15 protein-coding genes are annotated in these 22,185 nt (G+C 73.5%); 6 read left to right on the forward strand and 9 right to left on the reverse strand.

The window, feature by feature from the left end:
• The coding region (locus tag ABZ719_RS27690; RefSeq protein WP_366727889.1) for a C40 family peptidase at window positions 1-414 on the forward strand (414 nt) is incomplete at its 5' end.
• Between the two features lie 101 nt (window positions 415-515).
• Here ABZ719_RS27690 and ABZ719_RS27695 read toward each other — a convergent pair.
• From ABZ719_RS27695 to ABZ719_RS27730, 8 genes are all read right to left on the reverse strand, one after another.
• A complete protein-coding gene (locus ABZ719_RS27695; RefSeq protein ID WP_366727890.1) occupies window positions 516-1,385 on the reverse strand; it encodes a class II glutamine amidotransferase in 870 nt (289 codons plus the stop codon).
• 15 nt (window positions 1,386-1,400) lie between these two features.
• Window positions 1,401-2,831: a glutamate decarboxylase gene (locus ABZ719_RS27700; RefSeq protein WP_366727891.1), complete on the reverse strand. Its 1,431-nt coding sequence runs from the start codon at window positions 2,829-2,831 to the stop codon at window positions 1,401-1,403.
• Between the two features lie 98 nt (window positions 2,832-2,929).
• Window positions 2,930-4,063, reverse strand: a complete 1,134-nt coding sequence (locus ABZ719_RS27705; RefSeq protein ID WP_366727892.1) for a glycosyltransferase — start codon at window positions 4,061-4,063, stop codon at window positions 2,930-2,932.
• Complete coding sequence (locus ABZ719_RS27710) at window positions 4,060-6,942, reverse strand: bifunctional glycosyltransferase family 2 protein/CDP-glycerol:glycerophosphate glycerophosphotransferase (protein WP_366727893.1); 2,883 nt, start codon at window positions 6,940-6,942, stop codon at window positions 4,060-4,062. Before ABZ719_RS27710 ends, ABZ719_RS27705 begins: the two co-directional genes overlap by 4 nt.
• A 588-nt stretch (window positions 6,943-7,530) precedes the next feature.
• A complete protein-coding gene (locus ABZ719_RS27715) occupies window positions 7,531-8,259 on the reverse strand; it encodes a methyltransferase domain-containing protein (RefSeq protein WP_366727894.1) in 729 nt (242 codons plus the stop codon).
• A gap of 139 nt (window positions 8,260-8,398) precedes the next feature.
• Entirely contained in the window at window positions 8,399-11,053 is a 2,655-nt protein-coding gene (locus ABZ719_RS27720) for a SpoIIE family protein phosphatase (RefSeq protein ID WP_366727895.1), read from the reverse strand.
• A gap of 239 nt (window positions 11,054-11,292) precedes the next feature.
• Window positions 11,293-13,713 (reverse strand): MFS transporter, encoded by a 2,421-nt coding sequence (locus ABZ719_RS27725; protein ID WP_366727896.1) that lies wholly within the window; start codon window positions 13,711-13,713, stop codon window positions 11,293-11,295.
• Window positions 13,714-13,873: 160 nt separating this feature from the next.
• Entirely contained in the window at window positions 13,874-14,317 is a 444-nt protein-coding gene (locus ABZ719_RS27730) for an SRPBCC family protein (RefSeq protein ID WP_366727897.1), read from the reverse strand.
• A gap of 203 nt (window positions 14,318-14,520) precedes the next feature.
• Between ABZ719_RS27730 and ABZ719_RS27735 the strand changes: the two genes are divergently transcribed.
• The 3 genes from ABZ719_RS27735 (at window position 14,521) to ABZ719_RS27745 (ending at window position 17,953) form a co-directional block, all read left to right on the forward strand.
• Entirely contained in the window at window positions 14,521-15,612 is a 1,092-nt protein-coding gene (locus ABZ719_RS27735) for an Rv2578c family radical SAM protein (RefSeq protein WP_366727898.1), read from the forward strand.
• 277 nt (window positions 15,613-15,889) lie between these two features.
• Entirely contained in the window at window positions 15,890-17,491 is a 1,602-nt protein-coding gene (locus tag ABZ719_RS27740; RefSeq protein ID WP_366727899.1) for an alpha/beta hydrolase, read from the forward strand.
• A 63-nt stretch (window positions 17,492-17,554) separates the two neighbouring features.
• Window positions 17,555-17,953 (forward strand): RidA family protein, encoded by a 399-nt coding sequence (locus tag ABZ719_RS27745; protein ID WP_366727900.1) that lies wholly within the window; start codon window positions 17,555-17,557, stop codon window positions 17,951-17,953.
• 186 nt (window positions 17,954-18,139) lie between these two features.
• Here ABZ719_RS27745 and ABZ719_RS27750 read toward each other — a convergent pair whose 3' ends face one another.
• Window positions 18,140-18,715, reverse strand: coding sequence for an adenylosuccinate lyase (locus ABZ719_RS27750; protein WP_366727901.1), 576 nt, complete (start codon window positions 18,713-18,715; stop codon window positions 18,140-18,142).
• Window positions 18,716-19,133: 418 nt separating this feature from the next.
• Here ABZ719_RS27750 and ABZ719_RS27755 point away from each other — a divergent pair, with 418 nt between their 5' ends.
• Both ABZ719_RS27755 and ABZ719_RS27760 read left to right on the forward strand, forming a co-directional pair.
• A complete protein-coding gene (locus ABZ719_RS27755) occupies window positions 19,134-20,939 on the forward strand; it encodes a 3-hydroxybutyryl-CoA dehydrogenase (protein ID WP_366727902.1) in 1,806 nt (601 codons plus the stop codon).
• A gap of 172 nt (window positions 20,940-21,111) precedes the next feature.
• Window positions 21,112-21,939 carry a TetR family transcriptional regulator gene (locus ABZ719_RS27760; protein ID WP_366727903.1) on the forward strand — a complete coding sequence of 276 codons (828 nt, stop codon included), beginning with the start codon at window positions 21,112-21,114 and terminating at the stop codon, window positions 21,937-21,939.
• The last annotated feature ends 246 nt before the right edge of the window (window positions 21,940-22,185 follow it).

Below are 22,185 nucleotides of genomic sequence, written 5' to 3' on the forward strand. Positions count from 1 at the left end.
GCCGAGCAGACCCGCGCCACCCGGGGCACCGAGCGGGTCTCCATGGGCAAGATCACCCCGGGCAGCGGCCACGCGGGCGCCGCCTTCTCCGCCGCCCAGAGCAAGATCGGCAGCCCGTACGACTACGGTCACAACGGCCCGTCCACCTTCGACTGCTCGGGCCTGACCTCCTGGGCGTACGCGCAGGCCAACATCTCCATCCCGCGCACCTCCGAGGCGCAGGCCAACATCGGCCAGCGCATCTACTCGCAGAGCCAGCTCCAGGTGGGCGACCTGGTCTTCTTCTACGGCGACCTGCACCACGTCGGCCTCTACGCCGGCAAGGGCATGGTCCTGCACGCCCCGCACAGCGGCGCTTTCGTGCGCTACGAGTCGATGGGCAACATGCCCTACCAGTTCGGCGTGCGCGTCTGAGGACGCGTCATGGGCGAATCCCCGGCACACGGACGGGACTTGACGCCAAGTCGGAAGGAAAGAAAAGATCCCTGACCTGACGTCAGTTCACTGATCGGGGGTCACGCGACCGTCTGGGAGGCGGCGGCCTCGGGGCGCAGATCGGCCAGGGTGAGCCGGCGGGCGGGGGCGTCGGGCAGGACGGTGCTGCTGGTGGTGCTCAGGTCGGGACCCACGTGGAGGAGTTCCCCCGGCTCCATGAGACGCCACTCGGGGTTGTCGTCCATGCGTTCGCTCGCCACGACCACGGCGGGCTTCCCGGCCAGGTTCTGCGAGTGGACCCGCATACGTCCCCGGCTGCCGCTGTGGTCGAGATGGCGTCCGCCGTGCGGTCCCCCCGCGGGGCGTCGCAGCACGTACAGCTCGTGGGTGTCCGGGTAGCGCAGCGCCCACAGCCCGCCCGGCGTGATGAGGACGAGGTTGAGGGCGTAGACGGGCAGGTGCCCGGCGATCCAGCGGGCGGCGTGCCCGATGCCGGCGGTGATGTCACCGCCGTGGTCGCGGATCTCGCGGGTGATCAGGGCGAAGAACCGCTCGGAGTCGGTGTCGCCGCGCACCAGCGCCCGGTCCTGCCCGAGGTGTTCGTCGAGCCGGCCGAGGTCCTCGATGACCCCGTTGTGCGCGAACAGCCGTCCCTCCTGCTCGAAGGGATGGGTGTTGCGGGCGTCCAGGCTGCCCGTGGAGGCGTAGCGGACGTGTGCGAGGAAGGTGGTGGACTCGACCTCCCGGGCCTCTTCGGCGAAGGCGCGGTCCTGGTACGCCGCGATCGGGGCCTTGTCCACGTGCGGGGTGCCGTCCGGGGCGAAGTAGCCGAGGCCCGTGCCGTCGGGGTCGTGGCGGCTCTGCCGGCTGAGACTGTCGGGCGCGTCCAGGAGCCAGAAGGTGGCGCGGCCTCGTTGCGGGGCACTGCTGAGGCCGAACAGACGGCACATCGGGTACCTCCTCGGTCAGTGGCGGCCCGGGGAGCGCGGGTTCTTGGTCTCCGCGCCGTGGGCGAAACCGCCGGCGTCGTCGGCGCTGCGGTGCGGCTCGTGCTGCTTGTCCAGGCGGGGCAGGACGCGGCGCAGGTCGGCCAGGAGCAGGTCGGCGAGGTCGTGGCTGAAGCCGTTGCGGACCACGATCCGCAGGGCCGCCAGGTCGGTGCGGTTCTTCGGGAAGGTGTACGCGGGCACCAGCCAGCCGCTCTCGCGCAGGGCCGCGGAGACGTCGAAGACGCTGTAGTGGTCGATGCCGTCCCGCATCCGGAAGGCGAAGACGGGGATGTCGCTGCCGTCGGTGATCAGCTCGAACGGTCCGAGTCCGGCGATCTCGGCGGCGAGCCGGGTGGCGACGTCCCGGCAGGTCTGCTGGACCCGCCGGTAACCGTCGAAGCCGAGGCGCAGGAAGTTGTAGTACTGGGCGACGACCTGCGCGCCGGGCCGGGAGAAGTTCAGCGCGAAGGTCGGCATGTCGCCGCCGAGGTAGTTGACGTGGAAGACGAGGTCGTCGGGGAGGGCGTCCTTGTCCCGCCACAGCGCCCAGCCGACACCCGGCATGACCAGGCCGTACTTGTGGCCGGAGGTGTTGATGGAGGCGACCCGCGGCAGCCGGAAGTCCCAGGGTAGGTCCGGGTCGAGGAAGGGGGCGATCATCGCGCCGGACGCGCCGTCGACGTGGACGGGGATGTCCAGTCCGGTGCGGTCCTGGAGGTCGTCCAGGGCGGCGACGATGCCGGCGACGGGCTCGTAGCTGCCGTCGAAGGTGGAGCCGAGGACGGCGACGACCCCGATGGTGTTCTCGTCGCACAGTTCGACGGCCTTCTCGGGGGTCAGGTGGAAGCGGTCCCCCTCCATCGGCACGTAGCGCGGCTCGACCTCGAAGTAGTCGGCGAACTTCTCCCAGCAGATCTGGACGTTGATGCCCATGACCAGGTTGGGCCGGTCGGCCGGCTTGCCCTGCGCGCGCCGCCGGTGCTGCCAGCGGCGCTTGAGCGCGAGCCCGCCCAGCATCGCGGCCTCGCTGGACCCGGTGGTGGAGCAGCCGACGGCGTGCCGGGGGTCCTCGGCGTGCCAGAGGCGGGCGAGCATGTGGACGCACCGGGTCTCGAGTTCCGCGGTCTGCGGGTACTCGTCCTTGTCGATCATGTTCTTCTCGGCGCACTCGTCCATGAGCCGCCGGGCCTCCGGCTCGGCCCAGGTGGAGACGAACGTGGCGAGGTTCTGCCGGGCGTTGCCGTCGAGCATCAGCTCGTCGTGGATGATCTGGTAGGCCGTGTCCGGTTCCATCTCCCCCGACGGCATCGCGTACCGCGGAACCTTCAGCGGTTCCCGGCTGAAGACCGGGTTGACCATCAGGTCCCTGCTCCTGCCGCGGTCGTCACGGGAGTGCCTCACCGTCATGCGCGCTCCGTCCTCGGTCTGTCGTCAGCCTGTCCTCGGCCGGTTCCCGGCCGGTCGTCGGCGTACCGGTACCCGCGATCGCCGGTTGGATCCTCGTGTCACCGCTCCAGGAAGTCGAACAGCTCTTCCCAGCGGCGGGTGATGGTGGCGGGGTCGAAGCGCCGCACGCTGCGCAGCGCCTGTTCCCCCATCGCGTCCCGCAGGTGTTCGTCGGACATCAGCCGGACGAGGTGGCGGGCGAGTTCGGAGGTGTTGCCGGGCCGGGCGAGCAGTCCGTCCTCGTCGTGGGTGACGATCTCCCGGACACCGGGCGCGCAGTCGAACGCCACGCACGGCACCCCGCTCGCCATCGCCTCCAGCAGCACCAGCGGGAAGCCCTCGCCGCGGGAGGACTGGACGAAGACGGAGGAGGCGCGCAGCGCCCCGGGCACGTCGTCGGTCTGCCCGGCGAAGTCCACCGAGTCCTCGATGCCCAGTTCGGCGCACTGCCGGCGCAGCTCCGCCTCGGACTCTCCCCTGCCGTAGATCCGCAGGGTCCAGCCGGGCTGCTGCGGGGCGGCCTCCGCCCAGGCGTCCAGCAGCAGGTCGACGCCCTTCTCGTGGGAGAGCCGGCCGATGCTCGCGACGACCTTCTCGGTGCGCGGGGAGGGGGTGCCGGGGTCGATGGGCAGCGGGTTCGGCATGAAGCCGAGGTTGTTCATGCCCTCGCCGACCCAGCGGTCGGCGTCCTCCTGGGTGAGGGCGAGGAGCCGGTCGACGTCCGCGTAGTACTTCTTGACCCGGGCGAAACGGGACGACTTGCGGGCCGTCTCGAAGGACTCGTGGGTCATGCCGACGACGGTGTGCCCGGCGGTGTCCGCGAGGGCCACCCACTCCATCGCCCAGACCTGGGTGACGATGATCACCGCACCGGGCGAGGCGGCGCGGAACAGGGCCGTGAGCCGGCCGGCGGCGGCTCGCATGTGGGCGTCGTGGCGGCGCAGGGCGGGGTCGGCGGAGCCGAGCAGGCGGCGCGGCCGGGGGCGGCCCGGGGGCCGGCGGGCGTACAGCGTGACCGTGCGGAACGGGGGGTTCTCGCCGAGGTCCATCGGGTGGCCCGCCGGTGCGATACCGGCGATGGTGACCCGGTGGCCGCGGTCGGCCAGCAGCCTGGCGAGCTGGGCCTGCCAGCGGCCCACGCCGCCGAGTTCGTTGACCTCGTTGGCCACGAAGAAGATGTCGCGCTGGGTCATCGGGCCTCTCCCGCGGGGCCGAAGAAACGGTCCACGATCCGCGCCGCGGCGTCCCCGCGGTCGTACTCGCCGTACTTGTCCACGAACTCCTTCAGCCGGGCCTCGTACGCCGTGTGCACGGCGGTCAGGTCGCCGAGCGCGGCGAAGAGGTCCTCCGGGGTGCGCGGCACGGGGCCGGGCGCCTCGGCGAGCAGGTCGAAGTAGGTGCCGCGGGTGTCCTCGGCGTACTCCTCCCAGTCGTGGACGTAGAACACGATGGGGCGCTGGAGCAGCGCGTAGTCGAACATCACCGAGGAGTAGTCCGTGATCAGTGCGTCGGCGAGCAGCATCAGCGGGGTGATGTCCGGTTCCGCGCTGACGTCGATGACGCGTCCGGCGACCGAGGGGGGCAGGGTGAGCCGGTTGAGGTAGTGCGCGCGCACCAGCAGGACGTGGTCGTCGCCGAAGCGGTCGGCGTACTCCTCGACGTCGAAGGGGAACGCGAAGTCGCGGACCCGGCCGTCGGGGTGGGCGCGGAACGTCGGCGCGTACAGCAGCACCCGCTTGCCCGGGTCGATGCCCAGGCGTTCGGCCAGCCGCCGCGCCTGCGGGTCCGGTGCGTCCGACTCGCGGGCCCGCACGAGGGCGTCGTTGCGCGGGTAGCCGGTGCGCAGCAGTTTGTGCTCGGGGATGCGGTAGGCGCGGGCGAGGGTGCGCACGTCGTGCTCGCTGCGGACCACGAAGTGGTCGAACCGGTCCAGGGCCTGCTGGTAGGAGCGCTGCTCCTGCTCGGACTGCATCCGGTGGGTGGGCTCGTCGAAGCCCATCCGCTTGAGCGCGGAGCCGTGCCAGGTCTGGATGTACGTCGTCTCGGGGCGCTTGGCCAGGCGCAGCGGGTAGCCCTGGTTGTCGATCCAGTACTCGGCCTGGGCGAGCGCCTTCAGGTACCGCCACGACCAGCGGCGCACCAGCTCGGCATCCTCGGGGAAGCCCTTGGGCCGGTCGCCCGCGTAGGACCAGACGGCGGTGACGGGCACGCCGCGGCGGCGCAGCTCCTCGTAGATCGCGCGGGGGCTGTCGCTGTACTGCTTGCCGAGGTGGCTCTCGAAGACGACGGTGCCCTTGCGGACGGGGAGCTTGCTCAGCATGCGGTCGTAGACCTGGAGCTTGCGGGTGCCGGAGTTCAGGTCGCGGCGCACGGCGCGCAGCTTGCGGTAGGCGCCCTTGGCGGCGCGCGCGGGGCGGCCGTGCAGGTTGCGCTGGACGGCGGCGCGGCCGGTGCGGGCGGCCTGGCCGTGCTGGGCGAGCCGGAAGGCGAGGTGGCCCTTGGCGGACACCTGGGCCTCGATGCGGTCGGCCATCAGCCTGGTCAGGCGCGGCCGGACCGGGAGGGCCTCGGCGTGCTCGAGGTCGACGGTGCCGACGGTGAGGCGGCTGGTGGTGCGCGCGCCGTCCGCGCTCAGGTGCAGACGGACGTCCCAGACGTCGTCGATGATGCCGAGCGGGCGCAGGCGCCGGGTCAGGGGCACCTCGGCCCGCCAGGCGATCGTGTCGCCCTCGTGGGTGACGGCGGCGACCGGGAACCGGAAGGTCTGCAGGCTGCGCCGCCGGGCCCGGAACTCCAGCTCGGCGGTGAGCCTGGCACCGGGGGCGATGGTGTGCAGCGGGTTGACGATCGCACCCGCGAGCCGGACGTCGCCGCCGTCCACGGCGTACTCGGTGAGCTGGTTGCGCAGGAACATCTGGTTCAGCCGCTTGGCGTGGTGGCCGAGGCCGGTGACGTCCAGGACGGAGCGCATGTCCGGGTCGTCGAGGTAGCGGTCGGTCCAGTAGATCCGGCCGTCCCGCTCGACCAGCGGGGTGGCGATCTTCTGCCGGTTGATCAGGGTGTCGATGGCCGGCATCAGGTCCGCCCAGTCCTCGCGCAGCAGCAGCTGGGCGCAGATGGCGTGGACGCGGTCCAGCTCGGCGTAGGCGGCCTCGGGGAAGTCCTGGACGTACCCGCGGGCCAGCTCGGCGAAGCCGTGCCGGTAGTCGTCGTCGAGGAAGGGCAGTTCCCGCAGGTAGAGCACGAGGTCGTGCTTGAGGAACTTGATGTCCTTCCACAGCTTCAGCCGCTCCTGGCCCTGGCGCTCCAGGAGGGCGTCGATACGGCGGTGGATCTCGACCCGGTCGGCGAAGTTCCTGATCTCGCCGCGGCGGTTGCTGATCGACTTGGCCTCGGTCTTCTCCACGACGTTCCAGTGGTAGACCGTGTTCGGGATCAGGGTGATGCGCCGCGCGGCCAGGTAGGCCTGGGCGGAGAAGAGCAGGTCCTCGTAGTGGATGCCGCGCGGGAAGACGAGGTCGTTGCCGAGGAGGAAGTCGCGCCGGTAGCACTTGTTGGTCGACAGCGTGTCGAAGACGAACAGGTCCGGCAGCTCGGCGACGGAGTCCAGCGTGCGGGTGCTGCGGTACAGCCACGGGTACCAGGCGACGCGCTTGCCGTGCCGGTTGTCCGTGTACACGCGCACGCAGAGGCCGGAGACGAGGTCGGCGCCGGTGCGGTCGGCGGCCTCGACCATGTTGCGGCACGCGTTGCGCTCCAGCGTGTCGTCGCTGTCCAGGAACATCACGTAGCGGCCGCGGGCGGCCTTGACACCCTCGTTGCGGGGCTCTCCGCAGCCGCCGCTGTTCTCCGCGAGCCGGATCGCGCGGACCTTGCCCGGGTGGGCCGCGGCGAGCGCCTGCGCGACCCCGTAGGAGCCGTCCGTCGAGCAGTCGTCGGCGATGACGACCTCGACGTTGCGCAGAGTTTGCTCCAGAACGGAACCGACGGCCGCCGGAAGACGCTCTTCGTCGTTGTAGACGATGACGACAACGCTGACGTCCGGTTCGGGCGCGACGCTCGACACGGCCACCTCTCGTCTCTGTACGGTGGGGGATGCGGTGGGGGTGAACGTCACCCTACAGGCTGTAGGGACCACCCCTGCTCCCCACCCCTCCTGCAAACTACGTCAATGCGACAATACGCCGCCCCTCTGACACGCTGAGCTGGGGCGGGGCGGTGGCGGCGGCTGGCCCCGCTGCTGGAGCGCCCGGCTCACCGGTCACGGACCGCGGACCGGGCCGCCGGACCGTCGGCGGCGGGCCGCGGCGGCGCGGGGCCGGGATGTCAGGGCGTGTGGGCGTGCGTGCTCGGCCGAGGACAGGGCCGGCCGCGACGGGTGCGGCCCAGGACGGCCGGACTGCGGTGGCGGGACCGGGGTCACCGGGCCGCGACACCGAGCCCCGGGTCACCGGACCGCGGCCGCCAGACCCGACCGCCAGACCGGGTGCACCGGAACCGCGGCCAGACCGGGTTCACCGGATCGCGGCCGCCAAGCCGGGTGCACCGGACCGCGCCCCCGAGACCGGGTTCACCGGACCGCAACCGCGAGACCGAGCTCCGCCCGGGGACGGTCGCGGGACTCGGGGCCCTTCCGGCGGCCGGTCGCGCGGCCGGGGCCTCACTCCGGGGCGGCCGTGGCCACCAGCCACCTGGACGGCAGCTCTATCCGGGTGCCGGCGGGGGTGCGCTCCGTCGTGACGAGCGGGAGCTCGCCCGCGGCCAGGACGGTGAGGCCGGCCGAGCGGAGCAGGTGCGGCACCGTGTCGTCGCTCACCTCGCCGGGGGCTATCCCGTGCCGGAGGACCGGGGCGAGCTTGGGCGGCGGCCCCGCGGGGTCCCGCGCCAGCCGGCCCAGGACCGGCCGCGCCGCCTCGGACAGCTCGACCACGAAGGCCCGGCCGCGCTCCCCGACGAGCACCGCGAGCGCGTCCACGAGCGCCTGCCGGTCGTCGGGCTCGCACTGGTGCAGGACACCGCGCATATAGACGTTCACGTCGCCCAGCTCGGCGTGCAGGGCGTCCGCCGCGGCCTTGTCGGTGGCGTCCAGCTCGCGGTACTCCGCCCGCCCGGCCCGGTCCGCGAGCCGGGCGCGTGCGACGGCCGCCGCCGCGATGTCCGCGCCGACGACCCTCGGGAAGCGGCCGGCCAGGAACCGGGTCTGCGTCCCGTTGCCGCACCCGAGGTCCACCAGCGGCAGACCGGTGACGGCCAGGTGCGGGGCGAACAGGGGAACGTGCACGGCGGCGGTCACCGCCGGGCCGGCGTCCCAGAACACCTCCCCCGGTCCGTCGGGCGCCGCACGCCAGAACCCCTCCCAGGCCTGCCGGTACCGACTCGTCACGCTCATGGCCAACTCCCCAGTGTGCGGCGGTGATCCGTCGTGAGCGACGGCGGGAGAACGGTCTACCGTGCCCCTCACCTCCGGGCAAGCACCCTGCCCGCTCCTTCACACCCCCGTCCCGGCCCGGCCGTCCCGCCTTCTCTCCTCAGCGAGGAGGAAGGGACAGTTCGCACCAGACCGTCTTGCCCGTGCGCGTCCGGCTGGTGCCCCACTCGCGGGCGAGGGCGCTGACCACGCGCAGGCCGCGCCCGGCCTCGTCGGCGGGACCCGCGCTCAGCAGCACGGGCAGGTCGTGGTCGTCGTCCTCCACCTCGCAGAGCAGGGTGTCCGCGCGGACCAGGCGCAGTGCGACAGGGCGTGCGTGGGAGTGCCGTACGGCGTTGGTGACCAGCTCGCTGACCAGCAGCCCGGCGGGGTCGGCGAGGCGCCCCAGACCCCACGCGTGCACCTGCTCTCGGACCGCCGCACGGGCGCGGCCCACCTCGGCCGGATCACGGGCGAGCCGCCACTCGGCGACGTCGTCCGGCCCGATGCCGTTGAGGCGTGCCATCAGCAGTGCCACGTCGTCCTTACGGCCCCCGCGCGGGTTGAGGGCGCGGATGATCGTGTCGCAGGCGTCGTCCATGGACGCGGCGGGATGGGCAGCGGACGCGCACAGGGTGGCCAGTCCGGACCCGATGTCCTCGCCGCGCACCTCGACCAGCCCGTCGGTGCACATCACCAGCCGGTCACCGGGCTCCACGCGCACGCGCACCGTCTCGAAGGGCACCCCGCCGACCCCGATCGGCGCTCCGGTGGGCAGGTCCAGCAGCTCGCTGCGGCCGTCCGCGGCGCGCACCAGGACCGGCGGGACGTGGCCCGCGTTCGCGAGGTGCAGTTCGCCCGCGACCGGGTCGTAGACGGCGTACAGGCAGGTCGCCAGGTAGGCGTCGCCGAGCCGCTGGGCGAGGTCGTCGAGGTTGCGCAGCAACTGCGCGGGCGGCAGGTCGAGGGCGGCCATGGTCTGCACGGCGGTGCGCAACTGGCCCATCATGGCGGCCGAGTTGAGCCCGTGCCCCATGACGTCGCCGACGACGAGCGCGGTCCGGGCGCCGGGCAGTTTGACCGAGTCGAACCAGTCGCCGCCGACCCGGCCGAGCAGGGTGCCCGGCAGATAGCGCGTGGCGATGTCACAGCCCGCCATCCGCGCCGGGATGTGCGGCAGCATGCTGTCCTGGAGGGTCTCGGCGACACTCTCCTGGTACGTGTACATGCGCGCGTTGTCGAGCACGAGCCCGGCGCGCGCGGCGAGTTCCGCGCCGGTGACCCGGTCCATGTCGTTGAACTCCGCGCGCTCGGGGTGGCGCAGCAGGATCATGAAGCCGAGGACGACGTCGCGCGCCTTGAGCGGGACGACGAGCATCGAGCGGTGGGTGATCAGGGGGCGGATGTCCCGCTTCTCGAACTGCGAGGCGATGGCGTGGCCCATCTCCTCCCCGATGCGCGGCACGAGCACGGGCTCGCCGCTCGTCATGCACTGGAAGAACGGCGTGTGCGCCGGGAAGGGCATCGCCTCCCCGACGGGGACCACGTCGTCCCAGCGACCGGGTTCGTCGGTGTGTTCCAGGGCGACCCGGTGCCACATGGTCGTGGTGTCGGGCACCCCCTCGGCGAAGCCCTCGCCCGCGACGACCTGTTCCCGCAGATAGGTGCCGGCGACGTCGGTGAAGCGCGGGACGACGGCCCGGCTGACCTCCACGATGGTCCGTGCGAGGTCCAGGGAGGTGCCGATGCGGCCGCTGACCTCGTTGAGGAACTCCAGGCGCTCCCGGACGGCGGCGTACTCCAGGTCGACGGGTTCGTCCTCGAACCCGCCGTCGGACGCCTCGTCGGAGCGCCCGTCGGGCGTCTCGCCGAGGCCTTCGCCGGGACCGTGCGGGGCGGGGCGTCCCGGCGCGGCGGCCCGTGCGGCCCGCCGCCGCTGCGCACCGCGCCCGGCCCGCCGGGGCACTCCCCAGTCGGGGGTGACGGGCACCCGGTCGTTCTGACTGAACTCCAGTACGGGGTAGCCAAGTTCGAGGATCTGCGCGACGATGCGGGCGCTCTCGCCCACGCTCATGCTGGGCAGGATCTCCGGGAGCCTGCGCGCGAGTTCCTCGGCGCCGGGGAAGTCGGTGTGCAGCGCGAAGGCGGGCGCGACGCGCTCCACGGTGAAGGCGCCGTGCCCGGCCGCCGCACCGCCCACGAGCCCCGCCGCACCGGAGAGTCCCACGCCGGCGGGGCCGTGACCGCCGGCGCCGGCCGGTCGGCCCAGCGCGTCCGCGTCGGCCGCGAGCACCAGCAGCCGCTCCGGTCCCGGGCCCACCAGGGGGTAGGCCCACCACAGGACGTCGACGCGGTCGCGCCCCGGCACGGTGAGCCGGGCGCGGCCCGCGGCCGGGTAGGACAGGCGCCCGTCGAGGGAGGACTCCAGGCCGGGCCCGAGCCCGTCGTGGCCGTCGTCGGCGCCGGGGACGGCGTGAGCGGCGTGCCCCGGGTGCGGGAGCACACCGCCGTCCTCGGCCGCGTCGGGCAGCGCCCCGGAGACGGGCAGCAGGTCAGCCGCCGCCCGGCCGACGGCCTCTTCCCTGCCGGTGCCGAACAGCCGCCGGGCGCCGGTGCTCCAGTGCGACACCAGGCCGTCCCGGTCGACGACGACCACGGCCAGCGGAACCCTCCCGGCCCCGGCCCGCGCGGCACCGGCCGCAGCCCGTACCGCGCCAGGAGTTCCGCCCCCGGCCGCGTGGCCGCGAGACGCGTCCCCGTCGGTGCCACGGTCCATGGCCGGCCCCTCTCGCACGGCTCCGCAAGATCTGCGATCCCAGGCCCACCACGGTACGGGGCCGTCCGGTCACGATGTGCGGCAAACCCGGGAATTGGCTCCGGCGGCGAGGCGGTGTGCACTCCGGCGTCCCGGTGGCCCGTCGTCCGGCAGCCCCGGGCGCGCAGGGCCGCCGGGACGCCGGGGCCGCCGGGACGCCATGTGCCCGCGCGCCCCGGCGCGCCCGCCCACCGGTCCGCTCAGTCCTCGTGGCCGAGCTGGAGGTCGCGTTCCGTGCGTCCGCCGCCCGCGACCTGGAGCACCGTGGCGACCGGCGGGTAGCCGGCCGCGATCACGGTGTACTCGCCGGAGGACAGGTCCACGAACCGGAAGGATCCGTCGGGTCCGGTGGTGAGCGTGTCGACGACGTTGCCCGCCGCGTCGAGCAGCGTCACGCGCGCGTCCTCGACGGGCCGTCCCGCGCTCGCCCGCACGGTGCCCCGCAGGACGGCGCCGCCCGCCAGTTCCACGTCCTGGCGGGTCTCGCGGGAGGCCTGCACGCTGACGGGGAGCGCGGCCGGGCGGAAGGCGGGCGCGCTGGCGGCGAGGGTGTACTCCCCCGCGACCAGTTCGGTGATGACGTAGCCGCCCTCGCGTCCGCTGCGGGTGCTGGCGACGACCTCGCCGTGGACGTTGGTCAGGGTGACGGTGGCGTCCCGCACGGGGCTGCCGTCCGCGGTGCACACGGTGCCCGCGAGGCGTCCGGCACCGCCGAGGACGACGTCGAGCTCGACGGGCCGCTCGCCCACGGTCACGGAGACCGCCTGCGGCTGGTGGCCGCCGGCCGCGGCGATCAGGACGTACGAGCCGGTGCCCGGCGTGGACAGCGCGTACCGCCCGTCCTCGCCGCTGGCGCCCCGCCCGATCTGCTGTCCGCCGACGTCGATCAGGGTGAGCGCGGCGCGCGGCACGACGGTCCCGTCCGCGTGCTGCACCGTGCCGCAGACGGGGACGCCGGCCGGGTACGGCGCCCGCGACGGCGGCACGGTGTGGTTCAGGGGCGCCGGCTCGGTCTCGAAGGCGGCCGGGGCGGGGGTGTTGTGGGACACCAGCGGTTTCTCCTTGAGGAAGAAGGCGATGATCAGGCCGAGGACGAGCACCGGCACGAGGTAGAGGAAGATCCGCGGCATCGCGTCGGCGTACGCCTGGATGTAGGCGTCGCGCAGGGCCGGCGGCAGCGCGTGCACCACCTGCGGGGTGATCGACTCGGGGTCGGGGAGGGCGGCGCCCCCGCGCGCGGGGAGGCGGTCGCGCAGGGCGTCGGCGAGCCGGTCGGCGAAGAGGGTGCCGAAGACGGCCGCGCCGACGCTGCCGCCGATCTGGCGGAAGTAGTTGTTGGCGCTGGTGGCGGTGCCGAGGTCGGCGGGGCGCACGGAGTTCTGCACGGCGAGCACGAGGACGGGCATCACCAGGCCGATGCCCGCGCCGAGGACGGCCATCCAGATGCTGTACTCGAGCCGGGAGGTGCCGACCTCCAGCCGGGACAGCAGCCACATGCCGACGACGGACAGGGCGCTGCCGAGCAGCGGGTGGATCTTGTAGCGGCCGGTGTGGCTGATCAGCTGCCCGGAGACGATGGACGCGACCACGATGCCGCCCATCATGGGCAGCATGAGCAGCCCGGACTCGGTGGCGGAGGCGCCGTCGACCATCTGCAGGAAGGTCGGCAGGTAGCTCGCCGCGCCGAAGAGGGCGACGCCGACGACCAGGCCGACCAGGCCGCTGATGTTGAAGACGGAGTCGCGGAAGAGCCGCAGCGGGATGAGGGGTTCGGCGGCGAAGCGTTCGGCGACGACGAAGAGGACGGCCGCGACGGCGGCGCCCGCGCCCAGGCCGAGGATGACGCGCGATCCCCAGGCGTACTCGGTGCCGCCCCAGCTGGTCAGCAGCACCGCGCACGTCGAGGCGGTGCCGAGCAGCAGCGTGCCGAGGATGTCGAAGCGCGCCTTGACGTGCGGCCTGGGCAGCTTGAGCACGATTGTGACGACCGCGAGGGTGACCAGGCCGAAGGGCACGTTGATGTAGAAGCACCACCGCCAGGAGAGGTGGTCGGTGAAGTACCCGCCGAGCAGCGGGCCGGCGACGGAGGCGAGGCCGAAGGCGGCGCCGATGAGCCCCATGAACCGGCCGCGCTGCCGGGGCGGCACGATGTCCGCGATGATGGCCTGCACGCCGATCATCAGGCCGCCGGCGCCGAGCCCCTGTACGGCGCGGAAGGCGATCAGCTGGTCCATGGTCCCGGCCCGCCCGGCCAGTGCGGAGCCGATGACGAAGACCGCGATGGCGAACTGGAAGACCCCCTTGCGGCCCACCAGGTCGCCGAGCTTGCCGTAGACGGGCAGTCCCACCGTGGCCGTGAGCAGGTAGGCGGTGATCGCCCAGGACATCTTGTCCAGGCCGTGCAGCTCCCCGACGACCTTGGGGAGCGCGGTGGCGACGATCATCTGGTCCAGGGCGGCCAGCAGCAGGGCGAGCATCAGCCCGACGAAGACCAGCCGGACCCGGCGGGGGCTGAGCGGCTCGGCGCCGGCCGGGAGCACGGCGGTGCTCCCGGCCGGCGCGGCGCGGGTCTCCGGTGGCGCCGTGACCGGTTCGTCCTGCACCAGAGTGATCCCGCCCACTTGACCCTCTCCCTCGTCGCGCTGTCGCGCAGATTCCGCGCGCAAAGCGACAACTACGGACAGCCCGCGGGGTTACGGCACGAGGCGGGGCGGTGGGGAGATCACCCGAACCGGTGACGCGGCCAACGGGGGCCGGTGCCGGGTCAGTTGCGGGGCGGGACTACTTCTCGACCTCGGTGGCGAGCCGGGCGAGCAGGGCGTCGTAGATCCGGCCGAGGCCCTTGGGGGCGAACGTCTTCTCGAAGAAGCCGCCGATGCCGCCCGCGCCCTGCCAGGTGGTGGTGACGACGACGCGGGAGCTGCCCTCGCCGGCCGGGGTGACCCGCCAGGTGGTGACCATGGAGGAGTTGCGGTCCTTCTCGACCAGTTCGCCGTCGGTGGGCTCGCTCACCTCCAGCAGGCAGTCGCGGACGCGCTTGCTGGTGGCCTGGAGCTTCCAGTGGACGAGGGTGCCCTCGCCGTCGCCGCCCTCGCGCACCTCGTACTCGCTGAAGTGCTCGGGCAGCAGCCGCTCGCGGGTGCCGCTGTAGTCGGCGAGGGCGTCGAACACCTTCTCCGCGTCCGCCGCGACGACCCGCTCGGTAGTGGCCTCGACCTGCGCCATGGGGTTCCTCCAGGACATCCGTTCTCAGGGTTGGGGCAAGCCAACCACCCCGCTCCCCCGGGCCCCAAATCGGGGTGCGGCAAGTGATCGGACCCGGCACGGCGGACGGTCGCGAACGGCTCCGGAACGGGCCCGCCGCGGCCATCCGCACGATCATGGGAACATGTGTTCTATTCTGTGGGGAGTGCTACCGAGGAGGCGTCATGCGCTGGGACAACCTCACAGCGGACTCCGGGGACACCGGGGAGTCCGGACACTCCGGGGACACCGGACACAGCCGGGCCGACGCCGCGCTCTTCGGCGCGGACGCGGTCACCACGCGCACGTTCGACACGCCCGAGTTCCGCGGGATCACCTTCCACGAGGTCCGGGCCCGCTCGATCATCAACCGGGTCCCCGGGGCCTCCCGCATGCCGTTCGAATGGACGGTCAACCCCTACCGGGGCTGCACGCACGCGTGCGTCTACTGTTTCGCCCGCAAGACGCACAGCTACCTGGACCTGGACACCGGTCTCGGTTTCGACACGCAGATCGTGGTCAAGGTGAACGCGCCCGAGCTGCTGCGCCACCAGCTCGCCGCGCGCCGCTGGCAGGGCGAGCACATCGCGATGGGCACCAACGTCGACTGCTACCAGCGCGCCGAGGGCCGCTACCGCCTGATGCCCGGCATCATCTCCGCGCTGACCGAGCGCGCGAACCCGTTCTCGATCCTGACCAAGGGCACCCTGATCCTGCGCGACCTGGACCTGCTGGTGCGGGCGGCGGAGGTCACCGACGTGGGCATCTCCGTCTCCGTGGGCTTCACCGACCATGAGCTGTGGCGCACGGTGGAGCCGGGCACACCGCCGCCGGAGCGCCGCCTGGACGTCGTACGCACCCTCGGGGAGCACGGCATCGGCTGCGGGGTGCTGATGGCGCCGGTGATCCCCTTCCTCGGCGACCACCCCGCGCAGCTGCGGGCGACGGTGCGGGCCATCGCGGCGGCGGGGGCCACCTCCGTCACCCCGCTCACGCTGCACCTGCGGCCCGGTGCCCGGGAGTGGTACATGGCGTGGCTGGGGCAGCACCACCCGCACCTGGTGCGGCGCTACGAGCGGCTGTACGCCGACGGCGCCTACGCGCCCAAGTGGTACCAGCGCCGGATCACCCGTCAGGTGCACGAGCTGGCCCAGGAGTACGGGATCGGCCCCGCGCGCGCGGGCGCCGCGCGGCGCATCCGGCCGCAGGCGCCACCGCCCGGCCAGGACTCCCCCGGTCCGGCCCCCGCCGAACCGGTCCAGCTCTCGCTCCTCTGAGACCGTCCCTCCGGGATCGCCGGCTCACCGCGGGTGATCGCCCGGCACCGGGACAGCACAGGTGATCACCCCGGCGCCGGGGCGGTCGCCCGGAGGCCGGGACCGTCGTCGGCGCACCGGGGGCCGTCGTCGGCCCACCGGAGATCGTTCGAGCGCATCGGTCAGCCCATTCGGGTCAACAGCCCCCGGTTCGCGTTCTTCCGGGGGTGCTTTCCGGGACGATGCGGCGAGGATCGCGGCAGGCGCGGTCCGCAGCCTCTCCGTCCTGGGAGGACGCATGAGAAAACGCGCTGCCGTGCTGTGCGGTGCCGCACTCGTCGTGGCCGGTACCGTCACCGCCGTCCCCGCCGACGCGCGCACACCGCACCCCGCAGCCGTCGCCCGAGCCGCCGGGATCAGCTGGAAGAAGTGCGGCACCACGGACCATCCGACGCTCCAGTGCGGCACCGTGAAGGTGCCGCTGGACCACCGGCGGCCGTCCGGGCGGCAGATCACCCTGGCGCTGTCCCGCATCCCGCACACCGCGAAGACGTACCAGGGACCGCTGCTGGTCAACCCGGGCGGCCCCGGCGGCAGCGGGCTCTCCCTGGCCCCCTTCGTCGCCTCCGCGCTGCCCGGGGCCGTCGCGGCCCAGTACGACGTCATCGGTTTCGACCCGCGCGGGGTGGGCCGGAGCAGCCCCGCCCTGGACTGCGCGCCCGGGCACTTCGGGACCGTGCGCCCGGACTCGGTGCCCGCGACCGCCGCGCTCGAACAGGCCAACCTCGCACGCGTGCGCTCCTACGCCGCCGCCTGTGCGAAGAAGTACGCGAGCGTGCTGCCGTACATCGGCACCGTCGACGCCGTCCAGGACATGGACACCGTCCGCCGGGCCCTCGGCGCCCGGCGGATCAGCTACTTCGGCTACTCCTACGGCACCTACCTCGGCGCGGTGTACGCCAAGCTGTTCCCCGGGCGGGTGCGGCGCCTGGTGCTGGACTCGGTCGTGGACCCGAGCGGGATCTGGTACGACGACAACCTCCGGCAGGACCAGGCCTTCGACGACCGCCACCGCGCGTTCATGGCCTGGGTCGCCCGCAACGACGCCGCCTACCACCTGGGCACCGACCCGGCCCGGGTCGAGGCCGCGTGGTTCACGATGCGCTCGGCGCTCGCCAGGAAGCCCGCGGAGGGCAGGGTCGGCGCCTCCGAACTGGAGGACACCTTCATCCCCGGCGGCTACTACAACGGCTACTGGCCCTATCTGGCCCAGGCGTTCGCCGCCTACGTGAAGGACCACAGGACGGCCCCGCTCGTCCAGGCCTACGAGGACTTCGGCGCTGTCGACGCCGCCGGTGACAACGGCTACAGCGTCTACTCCTCGGTGCAGTGCCGTGACGCCGCCTGGCCGCGCGACTGGCGGCAGTGGCGCGAGGACACCTGGGCGGTGTACGGCAAGGCACCGTTCATGGCCTGGAACAACGCCTGGTACAACGCGCCGTGCGCGTTCTGGCCGGGCGCGGCCGCACGGCCGGTGGACATCGCCAACCGCGGCCTGCCGCCGGTGCTGCTGTTCCAGGCGACCGACGACGCCGCCACCCCGTACGAGGGCGGCGTACGGGTGCACCGGCTGCTGGCGGGCTCCAGCCTGGTCGTCGAGCAGGGCGGCGGCAACCACGGCATCACCCTGAGCGGGAACGCCTGCCTGGACGCCTACTTGTCGGCGTACCTGGGCGACGGCAGGGTGCCGCGCGGTGCGGCCGGCGGGGCCGACGCCGTCTGCCGGAAGGTGCCCGACCCGAAGCCGCTGAGCGCCAGGGCCTCGGCCACGGAGCCGCCGCGCGGCACCGGCGCCGCCCGCGGGGCGGCCCTGCACGACCTGGTCCGCTTCCGGGGCTGAGGCGCTGCGTCCCCGCCGGGGGCGGGGGCCCTGACTGTCAGAGCCATGGTCCACCATGGGGGCATGAGCGAACTGACCAGGATCCCCGCCCCCGAGGGCGTCGCCCCCGCCGCCCAGTACTCCCATGTCGTCCTGGGCACCGGCCGGTTCGTCGCCGTCTCGGGCCAGCTCGCCCTGGACGAGAAGGGCGCCCTCGTCGGGGAGGGCGACCCGGCGGCCCAGGCCCGTCAGGTCTTCGAGAATCTCCGCCGCTGCCTGTCGGCGGCCGGCGCGACCTTCGACGACGTCGTCAAACTCACCTTTTTCGTCACCGACACGGCCCACCTGCCGGCCATCCGCGAGGCCCGCGCCGCCCACATACCCGACGACCGCCTCCCCGCCTGCTCGGCCGTCCAGGTCGCCGCCCTGGTCCGCCCGGAGTTCCTGATGGAGATCGAGGCCTTCGCGGTGGTGGACGGGTGAGGGCTGCCGGCGGGCGGGAGACGCTGCCGGCCGGCTATGGGGGGGGGAACACCCGCGCCCGGCGTTCCTGCCGACCCGCGGGTTTCCGCGGCGAGGGCGCCGGGGGTTCCTACGAGGCGGGCGCGGCCGCCGCGCCCGGGGCGCGGTACGCCGGGCAGCCGGCGGGCTGAGCGGGCGCTCCCCGCTTCAGCGCTGCTTCGGGAGCCGGGCCAGTGCGTGGACGGCCGCCTCGGCGAGGGCCGGGTGGGCGAGGGCCTCGTCGAGCACCGGACGGGCGCGGGGGTCACCGAGCGCGCCGAGGCCCTCCACGCAGGCCAGCGCCACCCGGCGGTAGGGGTCGTGGGGGCGCAGCCGCCGACGCAGCGTGGTGATCAGCGCGGGCACCGACTCGGGGGCGCGCAGGGCGACGAGGAGGCGCACCGGGTGCAGGGCGTAGGCGACGCGCAGTTCGTTGGTGGCGAGGGCCGCCGCCGCGCGGGCCGTGCGGGGGTCACCGAGGCGGGCCAGGGCGTGCGCGGCGGCGGCGCAGCGCGGGGGGTCGCGGTGGTTGAGGAGCAGGACGAGGGACTCGAAGGCCCGGCGGTCGCCCGCGGTCCCCAGCCGGAAGGCGGCCAGTTCCCTGGCCCACAGCGGCCGGCCCGCGGCGGTGAGGACACCGGCCAGTTCGTCCAGGTCCTGCGTCGCCAGGAGCTGCCGGTACTCCGCCGTCCCGCCCGACTCCTGCCGTAAACGCTCCGTGAGTGATCGCAACTCTTCGTCCACGAGGCCACCTTAGAGGCGTGACGGGCCGTGCGGGAGCCGCCTCGCGAACTCGGGGCCCCTCGCCCCTGGCGCGCTCGTTACCCACGGGTTAATCTCGGACGAGCGAGCCACCGCTCGCACCGACTCGCAGTGGCCTGGTGACGCAGCCACCGCGAGTGCTGTCGGTCCGGCACCCGGTCTCCGGTGCCCCCGGCGCTTCAGGTACCGCTGGTACCGCCGGCGCCGGTGCACGACCCGGCTCGGGGACAGAGCCGGCCGCTCCCGCGCCGTGCGGGCGTGTGCGCGCCCGCGGCAACGGCACCCGGGCGTGTGCGCACGCAGCCCGGCAGCACCCGCACCCTGTCCTTCCGCACCCGGTGCGCCGACGGCGCACCGGGCCGCGCTCCCAGTCGTCACCCCTCATTCCTGGAGTCCCGCGATGGCCGCTCCCCTCTCCGACACGCCCGCCTGCCCGCTGAAGACCGTGGCCGTCATCGGTCTCGGCACCATGGGCACCGGCATCACCGAAGTCCTGGCCCGCGCCGGCCGCGAGGTCGTCGGCATCGACATCAGCGAAGCGGCGGCCGCCCGGTCCGTCGCCGCCCTGGAGGCCTCCACCGCCCACGCGGTGGCGCGCGGGCGCCTGAGCGAGCAGGAGCGCGCGGACGTCCTCGCCCGTGTGCGCACCTGTGCCGACCTGACCGCCGCGGCCGACGCCGACCTGGTCATCGAGGTGGCACCGGAGTCGTACGAGATCAAGCACCGGATCTTCCGCGAACTGGACGCCGTGGTGCGGCCGGAGACGATCCTGGCGACCGGCACCAACGCGCTGTCGGTGACCCGCCTGGCCGCCGACTCGGCCCGGCCCGAGCGCGTGCTCGGCCTGCACTTCTTCAACCCGGCCCCGGCCATGAAGCTCGTCGAGGTCGTCTCCTCGGTGCTGACCTCGCCGCAGGCCGTCGCCGCCGTCACCGACCTCGCCGTCGAACTGGGCAAGGAACCGGTCGCGGTCGGCGACCGGCCCGGGTTCGTCGCCGACGGGCTGCTGTTCGGCTACCTCAACCAGGCCGCCGCGATGTACGAGGCCAAGTACGCCTCCCGGGAGGACATCGACGCCGCGATGCGGCTCGGCTGCGGGCTGCCGATGGGTCCGCTGGCGCTGCTCGACCTGATCGGGGTCGACACCGCCCGGACGGTGCTGGAGGCCATGTACGCCGAGTCCCGTGACCGGCTGCACGCCCCCGCGCCGGTCCTCAAGCAGCTCAGCGAGGCGGGTCTGACCGGCCGCAAGGCGGGCCGCGGCTTCTACACCTACGCCTCGCCGGGCAGCGGCACGGTGGTGCGGGACTCGCTCACCCCGCTGGACGGCGACGCCCTCGTCCCGGGCCGGTCCGTCCGCGGTGTCGGGGTGGCCGGCTCGGGCACCATGGCCTCCGGCATCGCGGAGGTGTTCGCGAAGGCCGGGTACGAGGTGGTGCTCGCCGCGCGCAGCGCCGAGAAGGCACAGGCCGCCAAGGCCCGTGTCGGCAGGTCCCTTTCGCGCTCCGTCGACAAGGGCCGGCTGTCCGCCGAGGCCGCGGCGCGGACCCTGGACCGGATCACGGCCACCGGCACGTACGACGACTTCGCCGACGTGGACCTGGCCGTGGAGGCGGTCGCCGAGGACCTGGCCGTCAAGCAGCAGTTGTTCGGCACGCTGGACAAGGTCTGCAAGCCGGGCGCGGTGCTGGCCACCACCACCTCCTCGCTGCCGGTGGTCGCCTGCGCCCGTGCCACCTCGCGCCCGCAGGACGTGATCGGCATGCACTTCTTCAACCCGGCTCCGGCCATGAAGCTCGTCGAGGTGGTGCGTACGGTGCTGACCGCCGACGACGTCCACGCCACCGTCCGCGAGGTGTGCGCGACCATCGGCAAACACGCGGTGGACTGCGGGGACCGGGCCGGCTTCATCGTCAACGCCCTGCTGTTCCCGTACCTCAACAACGCGATCAAGATGGTGCAGGAGCACTACGCCTCGCTGGACGACATCGACGCGGCGATGAAGCTGGGCGGCGGCTACCCGATGGGTCCCTTCGAGCTGCTGGACGTGGTCGGCCTGGACGTCTCGCTGGCCATCGAGAAGGTCCTGCACCACGAGTTCCGCGAGCCGGGTCTGGCCCCGGCGCCCCTCCTGGAGCACCTGGTGGCCGCGGGCTGCCTCGGCCGCAAGACGGGCCGCGGCTTCCGCGAACATGCCCGCCGCTGACCGGCCGGGCGACCGGCCGGGCGAGCGCGCCGGCCGGCGGCCGGGTGGCCGGTTCCAGGAGGGCGCCGAGTGGGGCGGTCTGCTCGAACCGGCGGCCCCGCCCCCGGTCACCGGGCCCGGCGAAGGCCGGGCACCCGCGCACCGGGCTGCGCGTATGCAGTACGTTCGGGTCATGCCCCAGCCCGCCAAGTCCTCACGTACACCCGCTGCGCCCGACGCTCCGGAGAGCGCCGCCGGTTCCCGCGCCGCCGCCCAGCGGCTCAAAATGCGCCGGGAACTGGCCGCCGCGGCGATGGAGCTGTTCGCGACCAAGGGGTACGAGGCGACCACGGTCGACGAGATCGCCGCGGCGGCCGGGGTCGCCCGCCGCACCTTCTTCCGCCACTTCCGCTCCAAGGAAGAGGCGATCTTCCCCGACCACGACGACACGCTCGTCCGCGCGGAGGCCGTCCTCAACGCCGCCCCCGCGCACGAGCACCCGCTCGACACGGTCTGCCGCGGCATCAAGGAGGTCATGAAGATGTACGCGGCCCGGCCGGAGATCTCGGTCGCCCGCTACAAGCTGACCCGCGAGGTGCCGACGCTGCGCGAGGCGGAGATCGCCTCGGTGGCCCGCTACGAGCGCCTGTTCACCCGGTATCTGCTGGGCCACTTCGACGAGCGCGCGCACGCGGACGACGCCAACGACGACCCGCTGCTGGCCGAGGTCGCCGCCTCGGCGGTGGTCACCGCGCACAACCACGTGCTGCGACGCTGGCTGCGGGCGGACGGCCAGGGCGACGTGGAGGCGCAGCTGGACCACGCCTTCGCGATCGTCCGCAAGACCTTCGGGACGGGGATCGGGGCGGGCCGCTCCACGGCCGGTGCGGCGGCCCGGCCGGCCGCCGCCTCCCCCGCCGCGGTGTCCCGGCAGGGCGAGGTCCTGGTCACCGTGGCCCGCACCGACGCGCCGCTGGACGAGGTCATGCGGACCATCGAGGAGGCGCTCAAGGAGCGCTGAGCACCGCCCTCCCCTTCGGCACTCCCCCCGGGCTCGGGCACCGCACCCACCCCCGGCTCCAGCACCCTCCCGCGCGCCCCCGACGGCCACGCCCCCGTCGGCGCGCGGCGTTGACGGCCACCTTTCGGGGTGGCCGTTCCGGCATGTCAAAGGCGCTTTTCGTCCGCCTTTCCGGACCCGTTCGATCGATCATCGCTCATCTGTAGCGTAAAGATTTCGTCTGAGCGGAAGTTGTGGCACTCAGTG

The organism is Streptomyces sp. NPDC006743 (assembly GCF_040703815.1).
GTDB lineage: Bacteria > Actinomycetota > Actinomycetes > Streptomycetales > Streptomycetaceae > Streptomyces.